This window comes from Segatella copri (assembly GCF_003465495.1).
In the GTDB taxonomy this organism is placed as follows: Bacteria; Bacteroidota; Bacteroidia; order Bacteroidales; family Bacteroidaceae; genus Prevotella; species Prevotella copri_G.
Genome location: NZ_QSAV01000005.1, coordinates 46312 through 69012 on the forward strand (window position 1 = coordinate 46312; position 22701 = coordinate 69012).

A 22701-nucleotide genomic window follows, 5' to 3' on the forward strand; every position below is an offset into this window, starting at 1 on the left:
GGAGGTCGGCAATTAGAAACGGTATACAACAAAGCTGTTTGGCTTCATCTTCACGTTCAACACATTGCCCTGAACCTGTGCATCTGATACTACAGGAACAACCACATTTTTATTGTCTATCTTGTTTTCTGCCTGAATATCGTCGGCATGGAGAACGGTTACCTTACCTGGGTTCAACTTCTTGATACCATTAAAGGTTACGTTGATTTCCTTTGCCTCGTTAGAGGTATTGGCAATCTTCACGATGTAGCTCTTGGTAGCCTTGTCGAAGCAAGCGGTGGCATAGAGACCATTCTCGCCTGCTACAGCCTTGCCGTTCTCGGTAAGTTTCAACACATTGGTACCCTTGTTCTCGCCGTAGAGCTGCTGAACATAGTAGTTGGCAGAACGGACAGAGCTGAGGTTATCGAACCAGATGAGGTCCGGACGCCACTGCCATCCCTCTACATGAGCGAAGAGAGGTGCATAGGTAGCCTGATAAACCACATCGGCATTACGCTCCAAACCGGTCATGAAAGCTGCCTCAGAAAGGGCTGCCTCCCAAGAGTTTGGATCATTCTCGGCATGAGCAGCATACTCGCCGGCAAAGACCTTAGGACCCTTGCGGTCGTACTTGTCGTAACGGCTGGCATTGCTGCGGAACCATTCCGGACTCTTGTAGTAGTGCTCATCCACCATGTCTACACCCAACTTGCGCATCTGCTCCCAACCGTAGTCGAAGTCCTTGCCATCAGCAGATGGACCTGATGAACCGCAGATCTTGATCTTTGGATACTTGGCATGAATCTGCTCCATGAACTTCTGCAGACGCTCAGGGTACATAGGTCCCCACTGCTCGTTACCGATACCAATCTGCTTCAGATTGAATGGTGCTGGATGACCCATATCGGCACGGAGCTTACCCCACTTGGAGGTGACAGGACCATTGGCAAACTCGATGAGGTTGAGTGCATCGTCGATATAGCTCTGAAGATCCTTGACTGCTACATGTGCATTAGGATCCTTATCATCGTTCTGATACTGGCAAGCCAGACCTACAGAGAGAATAGGCAATGGCTCTGCACCAATCTTCTCTGAAAGGAGGAAATACTCATAGAAGCCCAAGCCCAATGACTGATAGTAGTTAGGGAAAAGGCGATGTGGGAAGGTATCTCTCCAGCGGTTCTCGTTCAGAGGACGGTTCTCAGGAGCACCCACGGAGTTCTTCCACTCATAACGGGTATCGAGGTCGGTTCCCTCTACGATACATCCGCCTGGGAAACGGAAGATGCCTGGCTTCAAGTCAGCCAAATCCTGTACGAGGTCGGCACGGAGACCATTCCAGTTGTCCTCAGGGAAGAGAGAGATATGGTCGAGATCTACGCTCTCAGAACCCTTCTCCAGATAAACACGCATCAAACCCTTGGCATCGGTCTGAGGAGAAGTAAGGGTAGCAGTAAGCTTCTGCCATTTATTATTGGTGATGTTGATGACCTGCTTGGCAATCACATCATTCTTTGAATTGACGAGTTCTACGCGAATCTTGCCCTGCTTGCCATCGATGAGATGAAGACGGCCATATACGGTGAAATCGTACTTCATATCCTTCTTCAAGCCCATGCCGAAGAAGCCACGGTTCTCAAGACCAGTCTGCTTCTCACGTGCGCCTGCGCTCTCAAGTGTTACATAATGAGGATTGCGGTCGAAGGCAGGTTTTACGTCGCTGAGGGTTACATTTCCGAATGTATTCCATCCCATCAGGCGCTGTGGGAATTCGAAGGAGCGGTTCTCTACCATCTCTGCATAAAGACCACCATCGGCACCGAAGTTGATATCCTCGAAGAAGATACCATACATGGTAGGCTGGATTTCTGCTCCAGGCTTGTTAGCCTGAACAGTAAACTGATGCTGTGCGAAAGCTCCGAGTGAAGACATCGCCAGCAATGCTGCTGCGAAAAATTTTGCTTTTCTCATATTGTTCGTTATTGTTTTATTTTTAGGCTGTACCTACACTTTTCCGTGATAGGTGGTGCAAAGATAAAAAAATCCACCCCGAATGAGGTGGATTTTCTGTTTAAATATATTGGATTTTCGTATAAATCCCTGCTTTTCTACTATTTATCTAATGGAATGAGCACGAAAGTGAAGTTCTTATCGCCATAATGGAGGCGATATTTCTCCAAAGGCCATGCCCCCCAAGAGTTCTCACCAGCCACACCAGAATGCTCTGCATCGAGGAAGAGATTGGTGAATCTTGACTTCTTCAGATTGAAACTGTGGCGCTGATCCTTGTCATCACCATCATCCAGTTCTTCTGTATCGAAGTGGATGGCGGAAGCATAGAATGGCTTGCAGCTCTTCACCTTGAATCCGAAGCCGGAAGCATCGGTCTGGTTCCACCAGCGCATATCGCCCTTGGTACCACTCTCCTGTGGACGGATGTATGGGAAGTACTGGTTGTCGGCATCATCGCTGTAGATTCCGAGGCGCATGCAGTCCTCACGGTCAGAATAGTTCTCGATAGGACCACGACCGTAATACTGGCTCTTGTCCATATCGTATGGCAACTGCATCAGCATACCGAAACGGAACAGATCGCTGACCTTGGCATCATCAGAAGCATCAAACTCCTGGCTTACCTTCATCGCACCGGTGTTAGGCATGATGAGATAATCGATTTCCAGTTCACCCTTCACCTCTGGCATCTCATAGGTTGCACAGATGCTGATGGTGTTTGCCTTCTTATCCTTTTCAACAGCTACACCCTTCAGGTTCATGACAGGGTTCTTCCAAACCTGGAACTTCTTCTGCAGGCCTGCACCGAAATCATTATCGGTAGGAGCACGCCAGAAGTTTGGCTTCAGGGTACCGCCCTCGCCGAGGAGCGACTTGCCACGATAGGTATATTCAGAGATGAGACCGGTGGTATGGTTCACCTTCACGGTCAGATCAGGAGTAGTAACGGTGATATCCTGCTCGCCCTTCTTGTCGATGAGCTTAGCCTTCACCTTCTTGCCATCCTGAGCCTTAGCCATGTTTTCTGCACAATGACCGCAGCACTTCTTCTCCTTCACCGCCAGCTGGGCATAAGCCACAATCTGACCAGCCTCCATCAGAGGTTCAGCCTTCTTCAGACGGAAATCGATGTTGAGGAACACCTCCTTGCCCGTTACCTTAGAAAGGTCATAAGGGATGGTGAAGTTCTTGGTCTGCTGGGCAGCTACATCGATATCAGCAATAGTACCGTTCTGAGTCTCCACGCCATCCTCAATGAGACTCCATGCCAAGGCATAGTTGCTCAAATTGCGGAAGAAGTTCTCATTGTATACACTTACTTCACCCTTCTCTGCATTCACCATCTTAGCCCAGATGTTCTGATACTGGTAGGCTACCTCGTAGGCATGAGGATTGAGCTGACGGTCAGGACCGATGATACCATTGCAGTTGAAGTTATTGTCGCTAGGGTCGTAATTGTTATAATCGCCACCGTAGCAATATTCTATTTTGCGGAGCTCTTCATTGCTCATCTTCTCAGGATTCTTGATGGTCATCGGCTTCAATACCTTGCGGTGCAAGCCCTGGTCAACGAAATCCCAGTCGAAACCACCCTGGAGGATAGGATACTTGCGAATCAGAGCCCAGTAATCCTTCAAGTTACCGCCTGAGTTACCCATGGTATGGTTGTACTCGCACTGGATAAGCGGCATCGGACTGTTAGGGTCCTTAGCATACTTTTCACAAGCACTTACAGGATAGTACATAGGGCAGAAGATATCGGTACCCTCGCCTCTGTGAGCCTGCTCATACTGAACCGGACGGCTCTGGTCCTGGCTCTTGATCCACTTGTAAGCCTGCAGGAAGTTATCGCCCATCACAGTCTCATTACCCATACTCCAGGTTACGACACTAGGATGATTGAAGTACATGGAAACATTGTGCTGGTTGCGCTCCATAATCTGCTTGGCAAACATCGGTTTCTTGGCAGCTGCATCATCGCCATACTGGAAACCGTGACTCTCCTGGTTAGCCTCAGCTACCACATAGATACCATACTCATCGCAGAGTTCGTACCAGCGTGGATCATCAGGATAGTGGCAGGTACGGACTGCGTTGATATTCAGGCGCTTCATAATCTTGATGTCCTGAATCATGCGCTCCATGCTCAATACATAACCTCCATCAGGGTCAATCTCATGACGGTTGGCACCCTTGATGAGCACAGGCTGACCGTTGACAAGGAACTGCTTGTTCTTGATTTCCACCTTGCGGAAACCTACCTTGACAGGAGTCATGCTTGCTGATTTCATGTTGCCATTCTTCAGCGCACTTGAGAGGGAAACCTGAAGGGTATATAAATAAGGTGTCTCTGCATTCCACTTGTGTGGATTCTCTACGTTCATCGTAATGTTGGCTGTTCCATTCTTTGCCAATCCTGTAGCTGTAGCCACCTGCTTGCCTTCTTTGTCGAAGAGGATGAAGTTCAGCTTGCCTGTTCCCTTTACCTTGGTAGAGATATTGAGCACACCATCCTTGTAGTTGTTTACAAGGTCAGGAGTAACACGGATATCCTCCAAATGCAACTGGGCATCGCGGGCAAAGAGATAGCTTTCACGAGCCACACCACTCAAGCGCCAGAAGTCCTGATCCTCATCCCAGGAACCATCGCACCAGCGGAAGGTCTGGAAGGCAATCAGATTCTTGCCCTTCTTCAGATAAGGAGTGATGTCAAACTCGGCAGCTACCTTGCTATCCTCTGCATAACCGGCAAACTTGCCGTTTACATAGAGATAGATGTTGGAAGTAACGCTACCGAAATGAGCTACAACCTGCTTGCCATCCCAGTTGGCAGGGATGTCGATGATACGGCGGTAAGAACCTACATGGTTGTCCTTGGTAGGAACTGCTGGTGGCTGCTGGTCAAAATGTCCACGCCAGCCGAAGCCTACGTTCACATATTCCGGATCACCGAATCCGTTCATCTCCCAGATACCTGGCAGATTCATGGTCTTCCATTTGGAATCATCAAGATCTTCCTTGTAGAAGTCGGTAGGACGCTGGTCGGCATTAGCCACCCAGTTGAACTTCCAGGTTCCGTCGAGCGAAAGGAAATACTTGCTCTCCGTCTTGTTCATGTGCAGGATATCCTTGCTCACGATCTTACCGTCTTTCTCATAAACCCAGTCATCTGCCGGATAGGTGAAGAAATTGGTGTGCAACGGAAAACGATTGATGGCATTCACCTGAAGGTCGTGCCATTCTGTGTAAGTTGGCTGTTGGATGGTCGTCTTATTCAACGACTTAATGGCAGTCTTCGGTTTGGTTGCACCAAAGGTTGCCATTGCAAATCCTGCCAAACTTAATGTAGCGAACAGTCTCTGTTTCATGTTTATCAGTTATTAATATATCAGATTGAATTTATACCTTATTATATATAGGCATCTTACTTGTTTGCGAGATACTTATCATATTCGCAGGCTGTAAGAAGCACAGCGCCTACACCGAAGTTAGCCTGAGAGTTGGCATCTACGGTCTGACCAGGGATGGCTCTCTCGCCGATAGGTTGAACATAACCCACCTTGCCATCTGCCTGAACGGCAGTCTCTGTAAGATAAGTCCAGGCACGGTCGATGACCTTCTTGTACTCCTTCTTGTTGAGGTAACCATTGTTGACCCCCCAAAGCATACCGTAGGTGAAGAAGGCAGTACCGCTGGTCTCAGGACCTGGAGCATGCTCTGGGTCCATCATCGAACGGGTCCAGTAACCTTCCGGCTGCTGGATTTCTGCCACAGCCTTAGCCAACTTTTGGAATTTATCTACGAAGAACTGATTGTGCTTGTAGTCCTTTGGCATATCCTGGAGCACCTTAGCCAGACCTGCGAGAACCCAGCCATCACCACGAGCCCAGAAGTCTTTCTTTCCGTTGGCACTCTTGTGCTTTGGATAAACGTACTTGCCATCACGGAAGTAGAGGTTGGTCTCCTTGTCGAGCATAATCTCATCGGTAGTGAGGAGATTGTCGTAGAGCTTGTCGAGATACTTGGTATCGCCGGTCAACTTATACATCTTGGTCATCACAGGCATCACCATATAGAGGGCATCGCTCCACCACCAGTAGTCTGTTGGCTCAGAGTAAACCTCGTAGTGCATTACCTCCTTGGCACGCTTCACCATGTATTCTGATGCAGCGGCATTTCCCTTGGCTGCCTCGATGTTGTAGAGGTCGATGTAAGTCTGGAAGCAGATCTGCCAGTCACCGAAGAGCACGTGCTGCTTTCCCTCGCCGTATGGTTTGTACTTCCACTTGGCTGGGTTAGCCTCTGTAGCACCGGTCCAGTCGTTATGTTCTGCCCAACGGATGGAATAGTCGAGCATCTTCTGGTCCTTGAGCATCTTATATACCTCCATGTTGCCGGTATGATAAGCGGCATTATCCCAGAAGGCACGAACCTCAGGCTTGTTGTTAGCCTGCCAGTAGTTATTCACCTTGGTGATGAGTTCCACTACCTGCTCATGGTCCCATTTCTTGGAAGCCTTCACTTCCTTCTTATTCTGTTTCTTGACCTTAGCGGTCTTCTTGGCTGGCTGTGCTGCATTCAAAGGCAAAGCCAAGGCTGCAGCCGCCAGCATCATCAATATCTTATGCATGATAATCTATAAACTCTTAACTAAAAAAATTACCACTTGTCCTTGGTCACGATATCGTCCTTCCACTGGTGATCCTTAGGGAACTGCTGGTTGTTCCATGCCTTCACCTGGGTCCAAGGCTGTGCTGCGTCGGTCCAGAAAGGATGGTCGGCAGGCAAGCCGAGAGGCATGAAGGCGAGGGTTGTCATATAGAGCGAACCGTTGTTGGTATACCAGTCGGCAACGTTCTTCTGGCTGTTTCCACAGAAACCGATAGAGAGATAGCCCTTCTCGTTGAAGTTGTTCTGCTGGTCGAACATGCGATGGAGCACCTTGGTAAGTGCTGCACGAACCTGACCGTTGCTCAAATCCTTAGGCAACTTCTGGTACCATGCCATCAGAGCCAGCGGCTGCATGGTAGCCATACGGTAAGGAATACTTCTTCCGAATGCTGGGAAGGTACCCTCAGGAGAGATGAATCTCTCGAGAATGATGCTGTACTTCTGGCAGCGTTTCAACTCTCTGTTATAGTATTTCTGATAGTCGAGACGGGAATTGACCTTGGCATCTACCATCGCCTGGAGCGTCTCCAGATACATCGGATGGAACACGTAGCTGCTGTAGTAATCGAAAGCGAACGAAGGACCGTCAGCATACCAGCCATCACCCACATACCACTCCTCTACCTTGCGGCAGGCTGAATTGATGCGAAATTCATCGAAATCGCCACCCACCTTTGCCATGAAACTCTCGATGGTTGAAGAGAAGAGCAACCAGTTGGTATAAGGAGGGTCGATGTGGCGGAGCTTGGCAAACTCTGTGAGATAACGCTTCTTGGTCACCTCGTCGAGAGGCTTCCAGAGTGTATCGTAAGCACGGAGAAAACTCTCTGCAATATAGGCTGCATCTACCAGATTCTGACCACCGATGCCCCAGCAGAGATAGTCTGGATTCTGAGGGTCTACAGCATTCTTATAGGAAGCCAAAGCCCATTCACGCAACTGCTTGCGCTGCTTACCTTCGGCAGTAGCATCATCCGGAAGGGTGAGCCATGGAGCCACACCAGCCATCAGTCTGCCGAAGCACTCCATATAGAGCACCTTTCTGTTGCGGTTGTCGAAGCTGGGACTGAACTCAGTCTGCATATTCTTCTGTAACTCGCCTTTAGCCATATTTTCCAAAACAGGCTGTGCCATCTTATAGGCTAGCGAGCACCAATATTGGCGGTCGCTCTGCTGAACAGTCTTCTTCTTGGCAGAAATTCCCATGAAAGGAACCAGCGCCAAGACTAGGGTCATCATGATACTTTTAAATATATAATTCATAGATAGTTGTATATTGTTTGTTGTTATTGATAATTGTAAGAGGCAAGTTGCCTGTAGCCTTAGCTGAGCAACTGCAAATATATATAAAATTAGTTAGAAACAAGCAGAGCGACCGTATATTTTAGTGTTTTTTCAACACTGGTGCACCATTTTCCCAGGAAATAGGTACCCACAAGTGTCTACTGTCACTCAAGTGTTTAGGATTCCACATGTCTGCCATGAACACATAGTCAGCACCATGGAACATCTTCTTCTGTGCTGCAGTTTCCACCTTATATATATAGGTACCCTGTGCACCGAAGGTCTTGTCAGCACCCTCGCCACGGCAAGGATTAGGCAACTGCTCCCAAGGACCGTAGATATTCTTTGCCTTGAACATGCGGGCTGCATTAGGCGCCCATCCGGTACATCCGCTGGTAATCATCCAGTAGATGCCATCCTGCTTGAAGATGGTTGGAGCTTCGTTCTGTCCGCCGGCAGCAACTCTTACGTAGCAACCGTTGTGCTGCATGTAGTCATCTGTCAACTGTGCGATTTGGAGTGTCAGGTTTTCCTCTGAAGAATAGATGTGGTAAGCCTTGCCATCATCGTCGATGAAGATGGTCATATCTCTCGACATCTGTCCACCCTGGAAGTCTCTCATCCAGAACATACCCCGTTCTATCTGCTTGCGCCAAGCTGGAGTCCACCACTCTTTCAGTTCAGGGAAGAGAAGCTGATGCTTGAGGTCGGTGGTATCAGGTTTGGAGAATCCGATAGGATAGATTCCCGGATTCACTCTTCCTGAGCGAACGAACTTGAATGGTCCGAAAGGAGTATCGCTGGTTGCCACACCATAACGGGCAGCAGCATATCCCTGCCCTTTCAATTCGAGATGGAACCACATGACGAACTTCCTGGTCTTCTGATTATAGAGCACCTTAGGGCGCTCGATGATGCAACCACCCTCGATGTCGCTGCCTGGTTCATTAGAAACAGGCAGCACCAATCCATGGTTGGTCCATTTCTTGAGATCCTTGGAAGTAAAGCAGCTTACGCCGAGAGAGCTGTAAGGCTTGCCATCCTGCGAACGGCTTTCGCCATACCAGTAATAGGTACCCTGATAGTTGAAGATGTTGCCACCATGTGCATTGATATGCTTGCCGGTATTGTCCTTCCACACGCCTCCGTCCATCGGAGCCTGTGCCAGAGTTGGGAGACAAGACATCATCCACAACACCATAAATACGAATAGTTTATTCATTTGCTGATGTATTATTAAGTTAGTAAAACGCTAATTGTTTATTTCGGTTACAAAATTAGGAAAAAAGCCCCTTTTAGGGGGCTAATATTCGGTATAAAAGGGACACAAATCGAGAAAATGCAGGAAAAATAATGCTAACTGTACGGTTGAAATTACCCAATATGCCCGTACAGGTTTTTATATTTTCACAGAATCAATGAAGGCTCAGAAGAGATTATCCATCAATGGACAATTTCATCTGAGCCTTGATTGATTAGAATACTTATTTAATCTAGTTTAGTCTAGAAGATTACTTCTCTGCTGACTGACCTGCTGATGTTGGCCAATATGGGTTCTGATACAATGGACTCTTCTCTACAGAAGAATAATCACTTGCTGTAAGCAGGAACTGCTTGATAGGAAGTGGCTGCAGATAGTGAGCCATGTGCCAGGTGAAACCATCCTTGTAGCTGTTGGTAGCTGTCATGTTCACCTCCAATGGACGATAGTACTCGCTCAGAGAAGAGCTTGACACGTTGGCATTAGAAGAACCATCAGCATTCAGGTTGTTATACCAGCTCTGCATTGGAGTATTCCAGAGATGAATACCCTCCATGTGAGCAGGAGTTGTCATCAACTGATCGTATGAACGCCAACGCTGCAAATCCATACCACGAAGACCTTCTGAAATCAACTCGCAACGACGCTCACGGCGGATGTTGTAGAGAATCTTATCGGTCAACTGCTTGCCTGCAGAGTAAGAACCCCAGTCGGCAGTTTCCTTGCTCATCTCAGTAGCATCGATGGTAACCTGTGGATTAACCGCATCACCTGTGAAGCCGGCAGCCTTACGTACATCCTTCCAATACTCCAGAACCTTGCCAGAAAGACTGTTGGTCAACATATACTCAGCCTCCATGTAGTTCAGCAGTGCCTCGGTAGCACGGAAGATTTCAGCTGCATTGTAGCAGTTACCATTACCTGTATTAGCCTTATCAAAGGTACCACCCTTACGGATTGCATAACCTGTAGAATAGTCATTCTCGGCATTACGTGTGGTAATGGTTGGATATGGCTCGTCGATGACATAGTGATCCTCTGAAGCAGACATATTCTTGAATACATTCTTCTGTCCAGGAACCTTCAGGAAGATGGTGAGACGAGGGTCACGATTGGTAGCTACATCGGCGATAGTCTGGTCGCTATAGGTATAGGCTGAATTATAGATAGGCTTACCATCCTTCATCACATAGCCCTCTACCATAGAGCGGGTGAGACCTACGCCAAAGTCTCCATGCTGGACACCAACCTCCACATTATTGACTACACCCAACTCCTTGCTATACTGGCGCCAAAGGATAACCTCAGGTGTACCCGACATATCTGTAGTACCCCAGATATTGAAGTAAGGGTTCTGAGGATCACCTTCCTTCTGAGGAATAGTACCGGTGTTCACCATCAACTGATCCTTATACTTGTCAGCTACCATTTCGGCAGCCTTGGCACTCTCCTGCAGGAAATACTTAGCCTCAGCATCAACAGAACCTGTAGGATACTGATAGTTGGCATTATACTCCTTAGCCTTGCCTGGCCATCCCTCGCCGTTAGGAACGAAAGCTGTGCCGGCAAAATAAGTCAGCCAAGAACCCTCGTAGAGAGCTACACGGCTCTTGAACAGGCGAGCTGCATCTGGAGAGATACGGGTATGGTTCTTGTCAAAACCATCCTGCATCAGCGAGATAGCCTTGTCCAGGTCTTCCATGATGAAACGAGCCACCTCGTTGCAAGGCTGACGCTTATTGGCAGCCACCAGGATTTCCTCATTATCAGGGAATGCCTCGGTTACAATAGGAAGGTCGCCCCACTTCTGCAACATATCAAAGTAGCAGTATGCTCTCATGAAGTAGATCTCACCGATATACTGGTTGATGATAGCCTCACTACCAGAGATCTTACCAGCCTTCTGAGCCTCGAGGATAGAATTGAGCTGGTAATTGATGTTGCGGATATTATTCCAAGACCAGTTGCCGTTATCATTGGCTGTTTTCCAAAGTCCTGTGGCAAACTTGCCATCACCTTTCCAGTTGATCTGGTTGTCGGTATTCACATCGCCGGCATAAAGACCGTAGCTCCAGTTGGCGTGTCCTGGCAAGACATCACCATAGAACTGATCGGCAGCAGCTTTCACCTTTGCCTCTGAAGTAAAGAATCCATCAGAAGGTAAGCTTGATGGTGGCTCCTGCTCCAGATAATCACTACAAGAAGAGAAGGATGCAGCAAGTGCCAATGACATAAGTGCTATATGTTTGAATTTCATATTAATATCTCCTTTTAATTATAATGTAACGTTAACACCGAAAGAGAAAGTGCGAGAGAGAGGATAACCATTACCATAATCGGTATCGATGGTCTCTGGGTCGAACTGACTTGGAAGATCGGTGATAGTGAACAAATTCTCTGCTGAAACGAAGAAGCGGACATTGCCCAAACCTGCCTTTGAAACCAAGCTCTGTGGCAGGGTATAGCCAATCTGAAGGTTCTTCATACGCAAATAAGCTGCATTGAGCAAATAGCGTGTCTGGGTATGGATGTTCTTCCCGCTGTACTGCGGACGTGGCAGATAGGCATTCAGATTCTCTGATTCGTAGCCATTCTTGACAGACCAGGTTTCTGAATCGCGGAAGTAGTCCTGAACGCCGGTAATACCTGCAGCCCACCATACACCAGAGTCGGTAGCTCCAAACAGAAATTCTCTCGCATCAGAATAATCACGCTTCATGACACCCTGCATGAATGCACGGAAGTCGAACCCCTTCCAGCTGGCGGTGAGATCAAGACCGAAGAGATAACGAGGAGTTTTGTTGCCGATAACCTTCAAGTCACCATGGTCTGCCAATGTATTGCTTCCATTAGAGATCTTGCCGTCGCCATCCAGGTCCTTGTACATGATATCACCAGCAGCCCACTTGTCGCCAAGCTGGCTCTGTCCACCATTTGGCAAGGTAGCCAGATGCTGGTTCATCTCATCATTAGTCTTGGCAATTCCGATGGTTTCATAACCCCAGATTTCGCCTACCTTGCGGTTCTCGATATAGCTAGACAAGGAACCGGTAGGGTTGTTTGGATAACGGGTTACCTTAGCCTGAGCATCTGAAACATTGAATGTTACACCATAGTTCAAGCCATTCTCCAGATGATCGCGCCAGCCAATCTGCAACTCCCAACCAGTGGTACGGAGGTCAGTATTGTTGGTCTTAGGAACAGCAGTTCCCAAAAGTGCAGGCAACTCAGGAGCAGGACCTACCATGTCCTTGGTATTACGTACATAGTAATCGAAGGAACCAGTCAGGCGGTTGTTGAAAGCACCCCAGTCGAGACCGACATCATAGCTTTCTACCTTTTCCCAACCCAAGGCTGCAGAAACCAGACCTGGAGCTGCAGTAATGTTGGTCTTCTTACCACCCTGAAGCCAGGCACCTGCGACAGAATTATAAGCTACTGTAGAATAGGTCTGATACCAGTTATCAATATTCTGGTTACCCAAAGAACCGTAAGATGCACGGAGCTTCAAGGTATTTACAGTATTCTCCAATGGCTTCCAGAAGTTTTCGTGAGCGATGTTCCAACCCAAAGAGAAAGATGGGAAGGTCTTCCACATATTGTTTCTACGGAACTTGGATGTACCATCATGACGGATATTGAACTCGAAAAGATACTTCTCATCATAGTTGTAGTTCAAACGGCCGAAGAAGCCCGCTGTCTGCCACTGGTTGCGTCCACCATTCACGGAAGGAACGATTTCCTTGCCTTCGTAGCTCAAGCCATTGGTCAGATCCACCTCCAGACGAGACTCATCCAAGATACCATTACGCTGCAGACCGAATTCGGTCTTTCTCAACTGCTCTGCCTGGAAACCACCCATTACGTGGAAGTTATGCTTCTTAGCCAGAGAGAAGTTGTACTCGGTATAAGCCTGGAAGTTATAGTAGTTCTCCTTATATTCATCCTCATGAACATTGGAACCCTTGTCGTAAACGATAGGATTGCCGGCAACATCATGGTTGTAGAGCATCTTCTTGTCCCAGTGGCGTGCAGTATTCTCTGAACGATAGGTGAAGTCGATATGAGTTCTCCAGTTCTTGATAGGCTCAATCAACAGGTTCACCTGCTGGTTCAGAATGTCACGCTCCTTGGTATCCTTACCTGCTGTAGCCAGACCGAGGGCAGGAGAAGGTGCAGAATAATAGTAACCGTTGCGATCCTGCAAAGGCAATACCGGCCAACCCTGACGTGCCAAGTCCTGATACAGACTGTTGGTCAAATTAGCAGGGCGCTGGAAATCGGTACGGGTCCAGCGGGTAGAGTAATCCAGGTGCAGCCAATCGGTAATCTGCGCACCAATCTTAGCTGCCGTATTGTAACGGTCGTTCTTATCCTTATCCAGCTTCATGAAACCGCCATTGTGCAGGTAGTTGAAAGAAGCATAGAAATTAAACTTATCATTACCGCCGCTCACACTTGCGTTATGCTCCTGAGAGAAGGCTGTGCTCTTATACAAGGCATCATACCAATCTACGTCATCTACACCATAGGCGTAGCCATCATTCCATGTTGTGCCGTTGCTGGAATCGATACCGTAGAGCAGGTTACCATTGGCATCCTTTCGGGTACCAGGACCTACAGGAGTGGCATTGTGATAAGCCACGATCTTATCCATACGCTCCTGATCGAAGAACACACCACTACCACCATTGGTATGAGCATCGTTTACCCATGCTGCATAGTCAACAGAGTTCATCATGTGCTTGCCACGAATCATTCCGCTGAAACGGAAGCTGTTATTATAGTTGACTGTAACCTTACCCGACTTACCTTTCTTGGTAGTAACCAAGATTACACCGAAAGGTGCACGGGAACCATAGATTGAAGATGCAGCAGCATCCTTCAATACAGATACACTTTCGATATCCTGTGGGTTGATGGTATTCAAATCACCCTCAGAACCATCAATCAAGATCAATGGAGTACCCTTGGAACCCTCACCAATGGTAGTAGTACCACGTACATTTACATTAGGAGTAGCATCCATAGAACCAGATGAACTGGAAATCTGCAAACCAGGAACCAGACCCTGCAATGCCTGGGTAGCATTGGCAACAGGACGGGAAGCAATCTCCTTGCTGTCGATTACAGAGACAGCACCAGTGAGGTTTACCTTCTTCTGAGTACCGAAACCTACGACAACTACTTCACTCAAAGCCTGATTGTCGTCTTCCAAAGTAACGTTCAACGGACCATTACCAGCTTTTACCGTCATGGTCTTATAACCTATATAAGACACTTCGACCATAGCACCTGGAGCAGCACTGAGCGAGAAGTTACCATCAATATCGGTAACAGTACCCGTCTTGGAACCCTTAACCTTTACGGTAGCACCGATTACCGGCTCACCAGAAGGATCAAGAACCTGACCTTTAACGACACCCGACTGCTGAACAACCTGAGCTGTAGAAGCTGCCATGATAGATTGTGGAGGCAAAGCAACGCCAGTTGCCAAAGCTGCCAAAGCCATCAATCTTCTAGACGATGTTATTAGCTTAAGATTTTCCATTTTAAGTTGTATTTTAATTTATTAGTTTATATTATACTGTTTATGTAAAAAAAATGTAAAGTGCCGCCTTCGCTCTCGCCAAGGCAACTTTTATTGCTTCACAATTGCAAAATTCGGTCTTTTTTATCATATATTAGGGAAAAATTCGAGAAAATAAGGGAAAAATTCGGGAAAAAGCTGTAAATTTGTACCCAAAATACAAAGAAATACTAATAATCAAGATGAGAACGATATATTTGATACTGACTTTTGTGTGCTGCATCATTGCTAAAGCGGAAACATTTCCATACCGCAGCATTGCATCTTTTAACATTTCGCCAGCGTCTGAAAGCCATTGCATGATACTAGATAGCGAAGGAATGATGTGGGTGGGAACCAATTCCGGACTCAAATCATACGATGGCTATACCGTGAAATCGTATAAATCGAATGCTCTTTCTCCAGGTATTCTTCCCAACAACGACATCCGTTCCATGGCAGAAGACCACGAGCAGAACCTCTGGCTGGGAACCCGAAACGGCCTGGTAAAGATAAACCGGAAGACTGGCGTTTTCAAGACCTATTTCCTGCCAAGCGAAGATCAGAGAATCATCTACCATCTCTTTGTTTCGAGAGATGGTACACTCTGGGTTGGTACAGATGGAGGATTATCTTATTTCAATCCGGAAAATGAATCCTTCTATACCTATACTTCCAGGAATGCCTGGCGCATCGATGAAAACGGAAAGAAACAGCGCCTCAATTCTTTCAGCGTAAAATGTGTAACTGAAGACAAAAACGGCGACCTTCTCATCGGTACCTGGTCTTCCGGACTGATGCGTCTGAAACGTGGCAGCAACGTATTCCGCAGCTACCCGAAGCTGAATGACATAAATTCTGCCTACTCGCTCTTTTTCGACAGAAACCATCGTCTCTGGGTAGGAACCTGGGGATACGGAGTGCTGTGCATCAGCAATCCGGACAATCTGAAGAATCCGCAATATCATCAATATCCCTATACAACCAATAATTTCGACATCTTCTATAAATTCGTAGAAGACCCTACTACGCATACTCTCTGGGCATGCACAAGAGAAGGCATCTGCTTTCTCGATGAAAACCTGCCGCAGGCCAGCTGGCAGAAATATACCCAGATAGGCAACAGCCGACTCATCTACTGCAATGATATCTGCACAGATGGGGGGGGCAACATCTGGCTCTGCACGCAGAATGATGGAGTCCTGCAGATTACTACCACACCATCGCTCTTCAGGCAGTGGCATCTGGGAAATCTTCAGAATGCCCCTACCATCAACTACGTGAATGCCATACTAACCACCGATGGAGCATGGTTCTGGCTGGGGCTCAACCCATACGGAGTAGCGCTCTACAACAGATACACCGGTGCCACCTATTATAATAGTGAAATTCCAGGTTTTGGCAGTTTGCACGACTATACGCTAACCACGAGTATCACCAGCATTGCCAAAAGAAGCAATGGGGAAATCTGGTTTGCGGTCAACAACTATGGTATCGTAGTCAAACCAAAGGAGGGAAATGCCTTCGAACTGAATCGCAGCAATACCAAATACATCCAAGAAGACTTTGTCAATGCTGTTTTCGAATCAAAGGATAAAACCATGTGGATAGGAAGCCGCAATGGTATGAGTATCGTGTATCCAGACAATACAGGCTACTTCCTGACCATGAAAGAAGGTAAAAACGACTTCAGCAGCTGTGACATCCGTAACATCTGCCAGGATAGGCAGGGTAACATCTGGGTCTCTACCAATAATGAAGGCATCATCCGCATTTCGGGAAATCCCAAGAACATCCGATCGCTGAAATACAAGCAATACAGCTTTAAAAACCAGCTGTTTGCCATCAATGATGCCCAGAAATGTATGGAGGACAAGCAGGGCAGACTCTGGGCGATATCAAACAGTGGCGGACTCTTCCTATATAATAAGGAGGAAGACCGTTTTGAATACCAGAACCGAAAGATTCATCTTCCGGATGACCAGACCTTCTCCATAGAAGGCGATGCTTTCGGCAATATCTGGGTAGCGCTCAACAAGTCTCTGGCTTATATTACCTGGAAAAGTCAGGATGCGGAAGACTTGCGCAACATCACTTACTTTACCCGGGAAGACGGTTTGGGAGAAGTCCATTTTTCGGCGGATGCCAGTTATCAGTTTGGCAAGGAAATCTTCTTCGGCGGAAGAACAGGCTTCTTCTCCTTCACTCCATCTCCTCTTATGGGAATGAAGCATCACAAGAAGAACAGCAAGCTCATCATTACCGACCTGCTGATAGACGACGTGCCATTTGCCATGCTGGACTCTGTTCTCAAAAGTGATATTTCGAAAGAAATGCCTCACTATACCCAGGAGATTACCATACCGGCAAAGGTGAAGAAGTTTGATATCGAGTTTGCACTCCTCACTTACGGCAATGCCAGCAAGAATGTCTATGCCTACCAGCTGGAAGGTTATGATGAAGACTGGCAATACTGCAAGCCTGATGTTCACAAAGCCACCTTCCAGAACCTAAGCGCAGGAACCTACAGATTGCGTCTGAAGGCCACCGACAGCTATGGTCAGTGGCAGGAACTGCCCTACACCATCACCATCAAGGTGCTGCCGCCATGGTATGCATCCAGAATAGCCTTCATGCTCTATATCCTGATGCTGATAGGCGGCATCTTTGCTGCTGCCAGATGGTATAAGGAGCAGGTGAAGACCAGAAACAGCCTGCAGATGGGTGTTATCCTTACCAATATCACCCACGAGCTGCTCACCCCGCTCACCGTCATTTCTGCCACCATCTACAAGCTCAAGGAAAGAGCACCACAGTATGAGGAAGACTATCTGGTGATAGACAGCAACATCAACCGCACCACCCGACTCCTGCAACAGATCCTGGAAGTGAGAAAGTCGCAGGCAGGACAGCTGCATCTGCTCGTGAGCCGCAGAAACCTGATTTCGTTCATAGAAGAAGCTTGCGAGAATATCCGTCCGATGGCTGAACACCAGAAGATTACCCTATCCCTGGAGAAGCCGAAGACTGAAGGCATGGCATGGTTTGATGCCGACAAGATGGATAAGATCATCTACAACCTGCTCTCCAACGCCATTAAATATAATAAGGTGGGAGGCAAGATTGATGTATCACTCAGCCTCAGCAAGGAACAGGCCATCATCACCATCGCGGATAATGGCATCGGTATGTCGAAAGAGAAGATGAAGCATCTCTACACCCGATTCTTCGATGGCGACTACCGCAAGCAGAACATGCCGGGAACCGGCATCGGACTGTCGTTGACCCACGACCTGGTGAAACTGCATCATGGCGATATCCAATGTGAAAGTCAGGAAGGCGAAGGCACTACCTTCACCATCACCCTGTCTATCAGAAAAAGTGCGTATGCACCAGATGAAATAGACAATTCTGAAAAAACAAATGCAGTAAATCGGGAAGCCATCAGACAGGCAAGCCAGGAAACGAAGCTGGAATTCCAACCTGCTTCTGAAGACAAACCTAAGCTGGCACCTGTCCGCCAGAGCATCTTCATCAGAAAGAATGCGAGCAAGATCCTGGTGGTGGAGGACAACGAGGAACTGCTCGCCCTGATGCTGCAGGTATTGAGCAAGAACTATCATGTGTTTACGGCAAAGAACGGAAAGCAGGCGAAAAACATCATCATGAAGGAGAAACTCGACCTCGTGGTGAGCGACGTGATGATGCCAATCATGGATGGTATCGAACTGACCAAGCAGCTGAAGTCTGACAAGAGTTTCTGGCAGCTGCCTATCATCCTGCTCACCGCCAAGAGCAAGGAAGAGGACAAGACCGAGGCTTATGCCGCAGGAGCAGATGCCTACATCACCAAGCCTTTCAAGTTTGAGGAGCTGGAAGTCCGGATCAATGCCCTTCTTGCCAACCGCAAGAAGATGATAGAGAAGATTCAGGCAGAAGTTGCGCTCCAAACCAGCACGGAGAGCGAAACACAGACTGCGTTACATTTGAGCAACCCAGATCAGGCATTCATCACTCGTGCCACAGAGGTAGTGATGCAACATCTTGCAGATGGCGATTACAACCGCGATTCTTTTGCCAAGGATATGGTGATGAGCGAATCCACTCTATATAATAAGGTGAAAGCCACAACAGGGCAAACGGTCATTGCCTTCATCACCAGCATCCGCCTGAAGGAAGCTCAGCGCATCATCCGGTCGAACCCTAACATTCTGATCAGCGAAGTGGCAACCCAGGTGGGTTTCAACACTCCGAAGTATTTCTCCAAATGCTTCAAGAAGGAGTTCGGTATCTTCCCGAAGGAGTATGCTGAGCAACTGAAAAAGAGGTAAATGCCCTATCAAACTGGCAAAAAACAACACAGACAAATTCAATTTGTCCGTGTTGTTTTTTTTAGAGAACCCAGCAAGAGATTAAGCTATTGCAGTATACAAAACGGTGAGTTACGCGATCAAAAACTATGAGTTTTTTACTCCTGAAAAGGCGGGAAATATGTTCTTATGTGCTCTGTACACCTTATTATATATATACCCATACCATCATAGAAAGGCATATAAATATATAAAACTTTTTCAATATCCGCTAAAAGAAAATGACAAAAAAGTTTGGTATTTCCGAAAAAATGCATTACCTTTGCCATCATATAATAAACAACGAAACGACATAAAAATTATGATGACAATCGAAGAATACAGAGCAGCCATCTTGCAGGCTTTGCTCGATGCTAAGAACGAGGACGGCACTCCAGCCATTACTCCAAGGGAAGCACAGGAAGCACTCAACGGATTTACCGACGACGAGTTGCAAGACGGAATCCTATGGAATTCGCCCGAAGACGTGGCATCAATTATCCTCGAGGGATAAAATTACACACAAAGGATTGTAAATTACAAAAGTAATATCTAGCAATAAACAAGAGTAATATCCATCTATAAGTATAGAAAAGGAGCAAAGACTTACCGGTTTTACCGATTCGTCTTTGCTCCTTTTTGTATAGAGATCCTGCTTTCGGGTTTATCTGGCGATAAATTTCTTGCCATTACAGATATACATCTGACCTGCCTGCATCTGCTCAACCTGCTGACCCAGCATGTTGTAAATTTTGCCATCCTCCTTCACCACGGCTGTGTAAACCTCCTTAATGCCGTTGGTTATCTGCTCGTAAGTAAAGGTTACCCTGGCAAAAATCTGCTTATTCTTACCCTTGGCATCCACATCGCCACTCGTAATGTTAGAGTTGTCGAACGCCAACTTGATACTCTGGGTTGCAGCGAAATTCTTGAGATAGATGGTTACAGGGCTCTGGCCGGCGGTACCACCAGGCAAAGTTACCTGATTTGCCAAGATAGAGCTTTCGCTTCCATCCACATAAACGCCCGTAAGATAGATAGAGCGGTCGGCTGTGGTAGAGGTGTTGTTGCTGTAACCCTCCACATTGATGCCCGTGATGCGATAACCGGCATTTACGGAGAAGATGATGGTTTCACCATTGTTATTGGTTCTCATCTTGATGTAACCATTAGATGAAGAGGCAGTTATCTCACCCTTCTCGCCTGCCGTATAGCAGGTACCCTTGATGATCGCCTTGTCTTCGGCAGGTGCCTTCATCTCTTCCATACCATTGGTAGGCTTCTCTACAGCCACCTTTTCAGGAGCATGGCTCACGGTCTGGGTAACGTAGGTTTTTCCATCTACCCCCAGGTAATCCGGCAGATAATAACCCAGATGAGGCGGCTGGTTGTAAGATGAATTCTGCCATACTACGCCCATGCGATAAACATGGTCTTGCATCAGGCAAGGCACCTTATATTTAGTAGGCTCCGGAGTAGAGAAAATCATGATCTTACAAGTTGGCGAAGTATAATCGTCCTCATGCTGGAACATAATCAGCTCCTCGCGCCAGTCGCCCAGCAGGTCTGCCTGCAGACATGGAGTAGCCTTGGTGGTATTGCACGCCGAAGGATTTCCATATTCATAGAAGTTCTGGAAGGTGACGATGCTCTTTCTTGCCGTATTATAGTTTTGGATGCGTGGAGAATAACCACCCGTTGTGGTACTGTATCGGCCATCGAAAGTCTGGTCGTATGGATCGCCCGTCCAATAGATTCTGAAGTTGGTATCAGGCTTTTTGCCGGCTATCACCGTATTGCCGGTGGCACAATCGCGCACATCAGCATCCGTGCTCGACCAAAACTCGAATCCTCTGTTGGCAGGCACGAAATCTGCCGCCAGTCCGCGCCCGTTGTCTCTATCACCCGTGGCTACGCAAAGAAATTCTCCGGTGGTGGCATCGTGTACATCCCAGCCATAACCGCCCGCCTTTTCCTCGTGAGGCATCATCACCTCCAGACCAGGACGGTCGGGACAAAGATCGGTCAGATGGATGGCATCGCCATGACCCTTTCCCGTGGCACAGAGCAACTTACCATCATAACCGATGGTAGCCGCACCAATACAGATATCATCATAGCCATCGTTGTTCACATCGCCCACGGAAATGCCGTGTACCCCCTGTCCGAAACTGGAATTTCCCGTTCCCGAACTGAGCACCTGGCCCTTGGCATCCACTACTTCCCACTTATTACTCAGGCCCTTATGAAGCCAGCGGGTAGAAAGTTCCTTACCATTCCAATCCACAGCCCACAGGAAGCAGTTCTTGTAATATCCGCGCTGGAACACAGCCGATGGCAACTTGTCCATGCCGTCTAGATAAGCGGCACAGGCATTGAAACGCTCCGAACGATTGCAGTTGCTATCGCCGAAGAAACTGGAATTGGCAGTAGCCGAAGAAGGGAAGTCTTCTCCCGAACGGCTTGGCGAATACCAGATGGTGTGCATCGCCTCGCCCGTTTCACCATTGAATATGGTTAGGAATTCCTCGCCGCCGGTTACTCTACCCTTGCTGTTAAGATAGGTCTTGGTATTATCCACCGCCTGGATTTTGGCATCGCCAGCCTCGGTTACAAACCTGCCCTTGCCATCGGTAGAGCCATTGGCCGTCTTGCAGATCAGCTCAGCCTTTCCGTCGCCATCGAAATCATAAACCACCATCTGCGTGGTATGGTTGCCCGAACGGACGTTGAGTCCCAGGTTGATGTTCTTCTCCCACAGCGGAGTGCCATCCATGCGATAAGCGCCGATGATGACCGGCGAAGCATAGCCGTCCTTTCCGCTGTCACGCTGGTTGTCGGGCAACCATTTCAGAATCAGTTCATAGTTGCCGTCGCCATCCAAGTCGCCCACCGCCATATCGTCCGGGCGGTATCTTCCCGTGGTGTTTCCACTCTTGATACTGGCAGGACGCTTCACATCGAAGGTGGTAAACATGTTGTTCCAGGCAATGGCCTCGCTCGTTTCACCTGCCGAAGACACGATGCGATAAGTATCGCCAGGCTTGCCGTTGGCATCCAGATAACTGGTAACATCAGAAACGGCAGAAGCCACCTTCTTGCCATTGCGATACACATCGAAGGCCAGATTCTTGGCATCCGAAGTAAGCGAACGCCAGGAAACCAAAATACCCTGACTGGTCTTGACAGCCACGGGGGCACGATTCAACTTTTCCTTTACCTGCTGAGCTGAAGCAGAGAAGGAATTTGCTGCCAATAAAGCAGCCAACAAAAAATGCAATTTCATGTTCTTTAGTTTATTTGTTCTTAAGTTTATTGTTTCTAAGTTTAATTGTTCATAAGATTGTTCTCTATTTGTTTAATTGAATCCACACAGATTTCTCTATTTTAGGTGGAGAACAAGACAAAAGAGACTTTAATCCTCATTTTTGTTGCAAAAGTAATAAAAAAAACAAGAATATGCAAACTTTTCTTTGCCTAATTCAATTTTTATTTGTAAATTTGCAACCGCAAAGAGGAAGAGGGAACTTGCAAACCCCTCTTTCGCAAAGCTTCAGCAAAATAAAAGTTTG

General features: G+C 47.5%; 10 protein-coding genes. 2 read left to right on the forward strand and 8 right to left on the reverse strand.

The window, feature by feature from the left end; translation table 11 throughout:
• Window positions 1–12: 12 nt before the first annotated feature.
• The 7 genes from DWV53_RS02370 to DWV53_RS02400 form a co-directional block, all read right to left on the reverse strand.
• A complete protein-coding gene (locus DWV53_RS02370) occupies window positions 13–1953 on the reverse strand; it encodes an alpha-L-arabinofuranosidase C-terminal domain-containing protein (protein WP_118151418.1) in 1941 nt (646 codons plus the stop codon).
• Window positions 1954–2093: 140 nt separating this feature from the next.
• Window positions 2094–5363 carry a glycoside hydrolase family 2 TIM barrel-domain containing protein gene (locus DWV53_RS02375; protein WP_118151420.1) on the reverse strand — a complete coding sequence of 1090 codons (3270 nt, stop codon included), beginning with the start codon at window positions 5361–5363 and terminating at the stop codon, window positions 2094–2096.
• A 56-nt stretch (window positions 5364–5419) separates the two neighbouring features.
• Complete coding sequence (locus DWV53_RS02380; protein ID WP_228113160.1) at window positions 5420–6625, reverse strand: glycoside hydrolase family 88/105 protein; 1206 nt, start codon at window positions 6623–6625, stop codon at window positions 5420–5422.
• A gap of 29 nt (window positions 6626–6654) precedes the next feature.
• Window positions 6655–7929: a DUF2264 domain-containing protein gene (locus DWV53_RS02385; protein ID WP_118081412.1), complete on the reverse strand. Its 1275-nt coding sequence runs from the start codon at window positions 7927–7929 to the stop codon at window positions 6655–6657.
• 121 nt (window positions 7930–8050) lie between these two features.
• On the reverse strand, window positions 8051–9172 hold the full coding sequence (locus DWV53_RS02390; RefSeq protein ID WP_118081410.1) for a glycoside hydrolase family 43 protein: 1122 nt from the start codon (window positions 9170–9172) through the stop codon (window positions 8051–8053).
• Between the two features lie 289 nt (window positions 9173–9461).
• Complete coding sequence (locus tag DWV53_RS02395; RefSeq protein WP_118081408.1) at window positions 9462–11468, reverse strand: RagB/SusD family nutrient uptake outer membrane protein; 2007 nt, start codon at window positions 11466–11468, stop codon at window positions 9462–9464.
• Window positions 11469–11486: 18 nt separating this feature from the next.
• A complete protein-coding gene (locus tag DWV53_RS02400; RefSeq protein WP_118081407.1) occupies window positions 11487–14762 on the reverse strand; it encodes a SusC/RagA family TonB-linked outer membrane protein in 3276 nt (1091 codons plus the stop codon).
• A 338-nt stretch (window positions 14763–15100) separates the two neighbouring features.
• On the opposite strand from DWV53_RS02400, the gene DWV53_RS02405 reads away from it, so the two are divergent.
• A complete protein-coding gene (locus DWV53_RS02405; RefSeq protein ID WP_259318891.1) occupies window positions 15101–19111 on the forward strand; it encodes a hybrid sensor histidine kinase/response regulator transcription factor in 4011 nt (1336 codons plus the stop codon).
• 340 nt (window positions 19112–19451) lie between these two features.
• A complete protein-coding gene (locus DWV53_RS02410; RefSeq protein ID WP_118081417.1) occupies window positions 19452–19643 on the forward strand; it encodes a hypothetical protein in 192 nt (63 codons plus the stop codon).
• A 150-nt stretch (window positions 19644–19793) separates the two neighbouring features.
• Here DWV53_RS02410 and DWV53_RS02415 read toward each other — a convergent pair whose 3' ends face one another.
• Window positions 19794–22415: a rhamnogalacturonan lyase gene (locus DWV53_RS02415; protein WP_118151424.1), complete on the reverse strand. Its 2622-nt coding sequence runs from the start codon at window positions 22413–22415 to the stop codon at window positions 19794–19796.
• Between the last annotated feature and the right edge of the window lie 286 nt (window positions 22416–22701).

What these genes read in the sequence shown, in the direction of transcription:
- DWV53_RS02410 (WP_118081417.1), top strand. Translation starts at nt 19,452, where the DNA reads ATGATGACAATCGAAGAATACAGAGCAGCCATCTTGCAGGCTTTGCTC.
- DWV53_RS02400 (WP_118081407.1), bottom strand. Translation starts at nt 14,762, where the DNA reads ATGGAAAATCTTAAGCTAATAACATCGTCTAGAAGATTGATGGCTTTG.
- DWV53_RS02390 (WP_118081410.1), bottom strand. Translation starts at nt 9,172, where the DNA reads ATGAATAAACTATTCGTATTTATGGTGTTGTGGATGATGTCTTGTCTC.
- DWV53_RS02405 (WP_259318891.1), top strand. Translation starts at nt 15,101, where the DNA reads ATGATACTAGATAGCGAAGGAATGATGTGGGTGGGAACCAATTCCGGA.
- DWV53_RS02375 (WP_118151420.1), bottom strand. Translation starts at nt 5,363, where the DNA reads ATGAAACAGAGACTGTTCGCTACATTAAGTTTGGCAGGATTTGCAATG.
- DWV53_RS02380 (WP_228113160.1), bottom strand. Translation starts at nt 6,625, where the DNA reads ATGCATAAGATATTGATGATGCTGGCGGCTGCAGCCTTGGCTTTGCCT.
- DWV53_RS02415 (WP_118151424.1), bottom strand. Translation starts at nt 22,415, where the DNA reads ATGAAATTGCATTTTTTGTTGGCTGCTTTATTGGCAGCAAATTCCTTC.
- DWV53_RS02370 (WP_118151418.1), bottom strand. Translation starts at nt 1,953, where the DNA reads ATGAGAAAAGCAAAATTTTTCGCAGCAGCATTGCTGGCGATGTCTTCA.
- DWV53_RS02395 (WP_118081408.1), bottom strand. Translation starts at nt 11,468, where the DNA reads ATGAAATTCAAACATATAGCACTTATGTCATTGGCACTTGCTGCATCC.
- DWV53_RS02385 (WP_118081412.1), bottom strand. Translation starts at nt 7,929, where the DNA reads ATGAATTATATATTTAAAAGTATCATGATGACCCTAGTCTTGGCGCTG.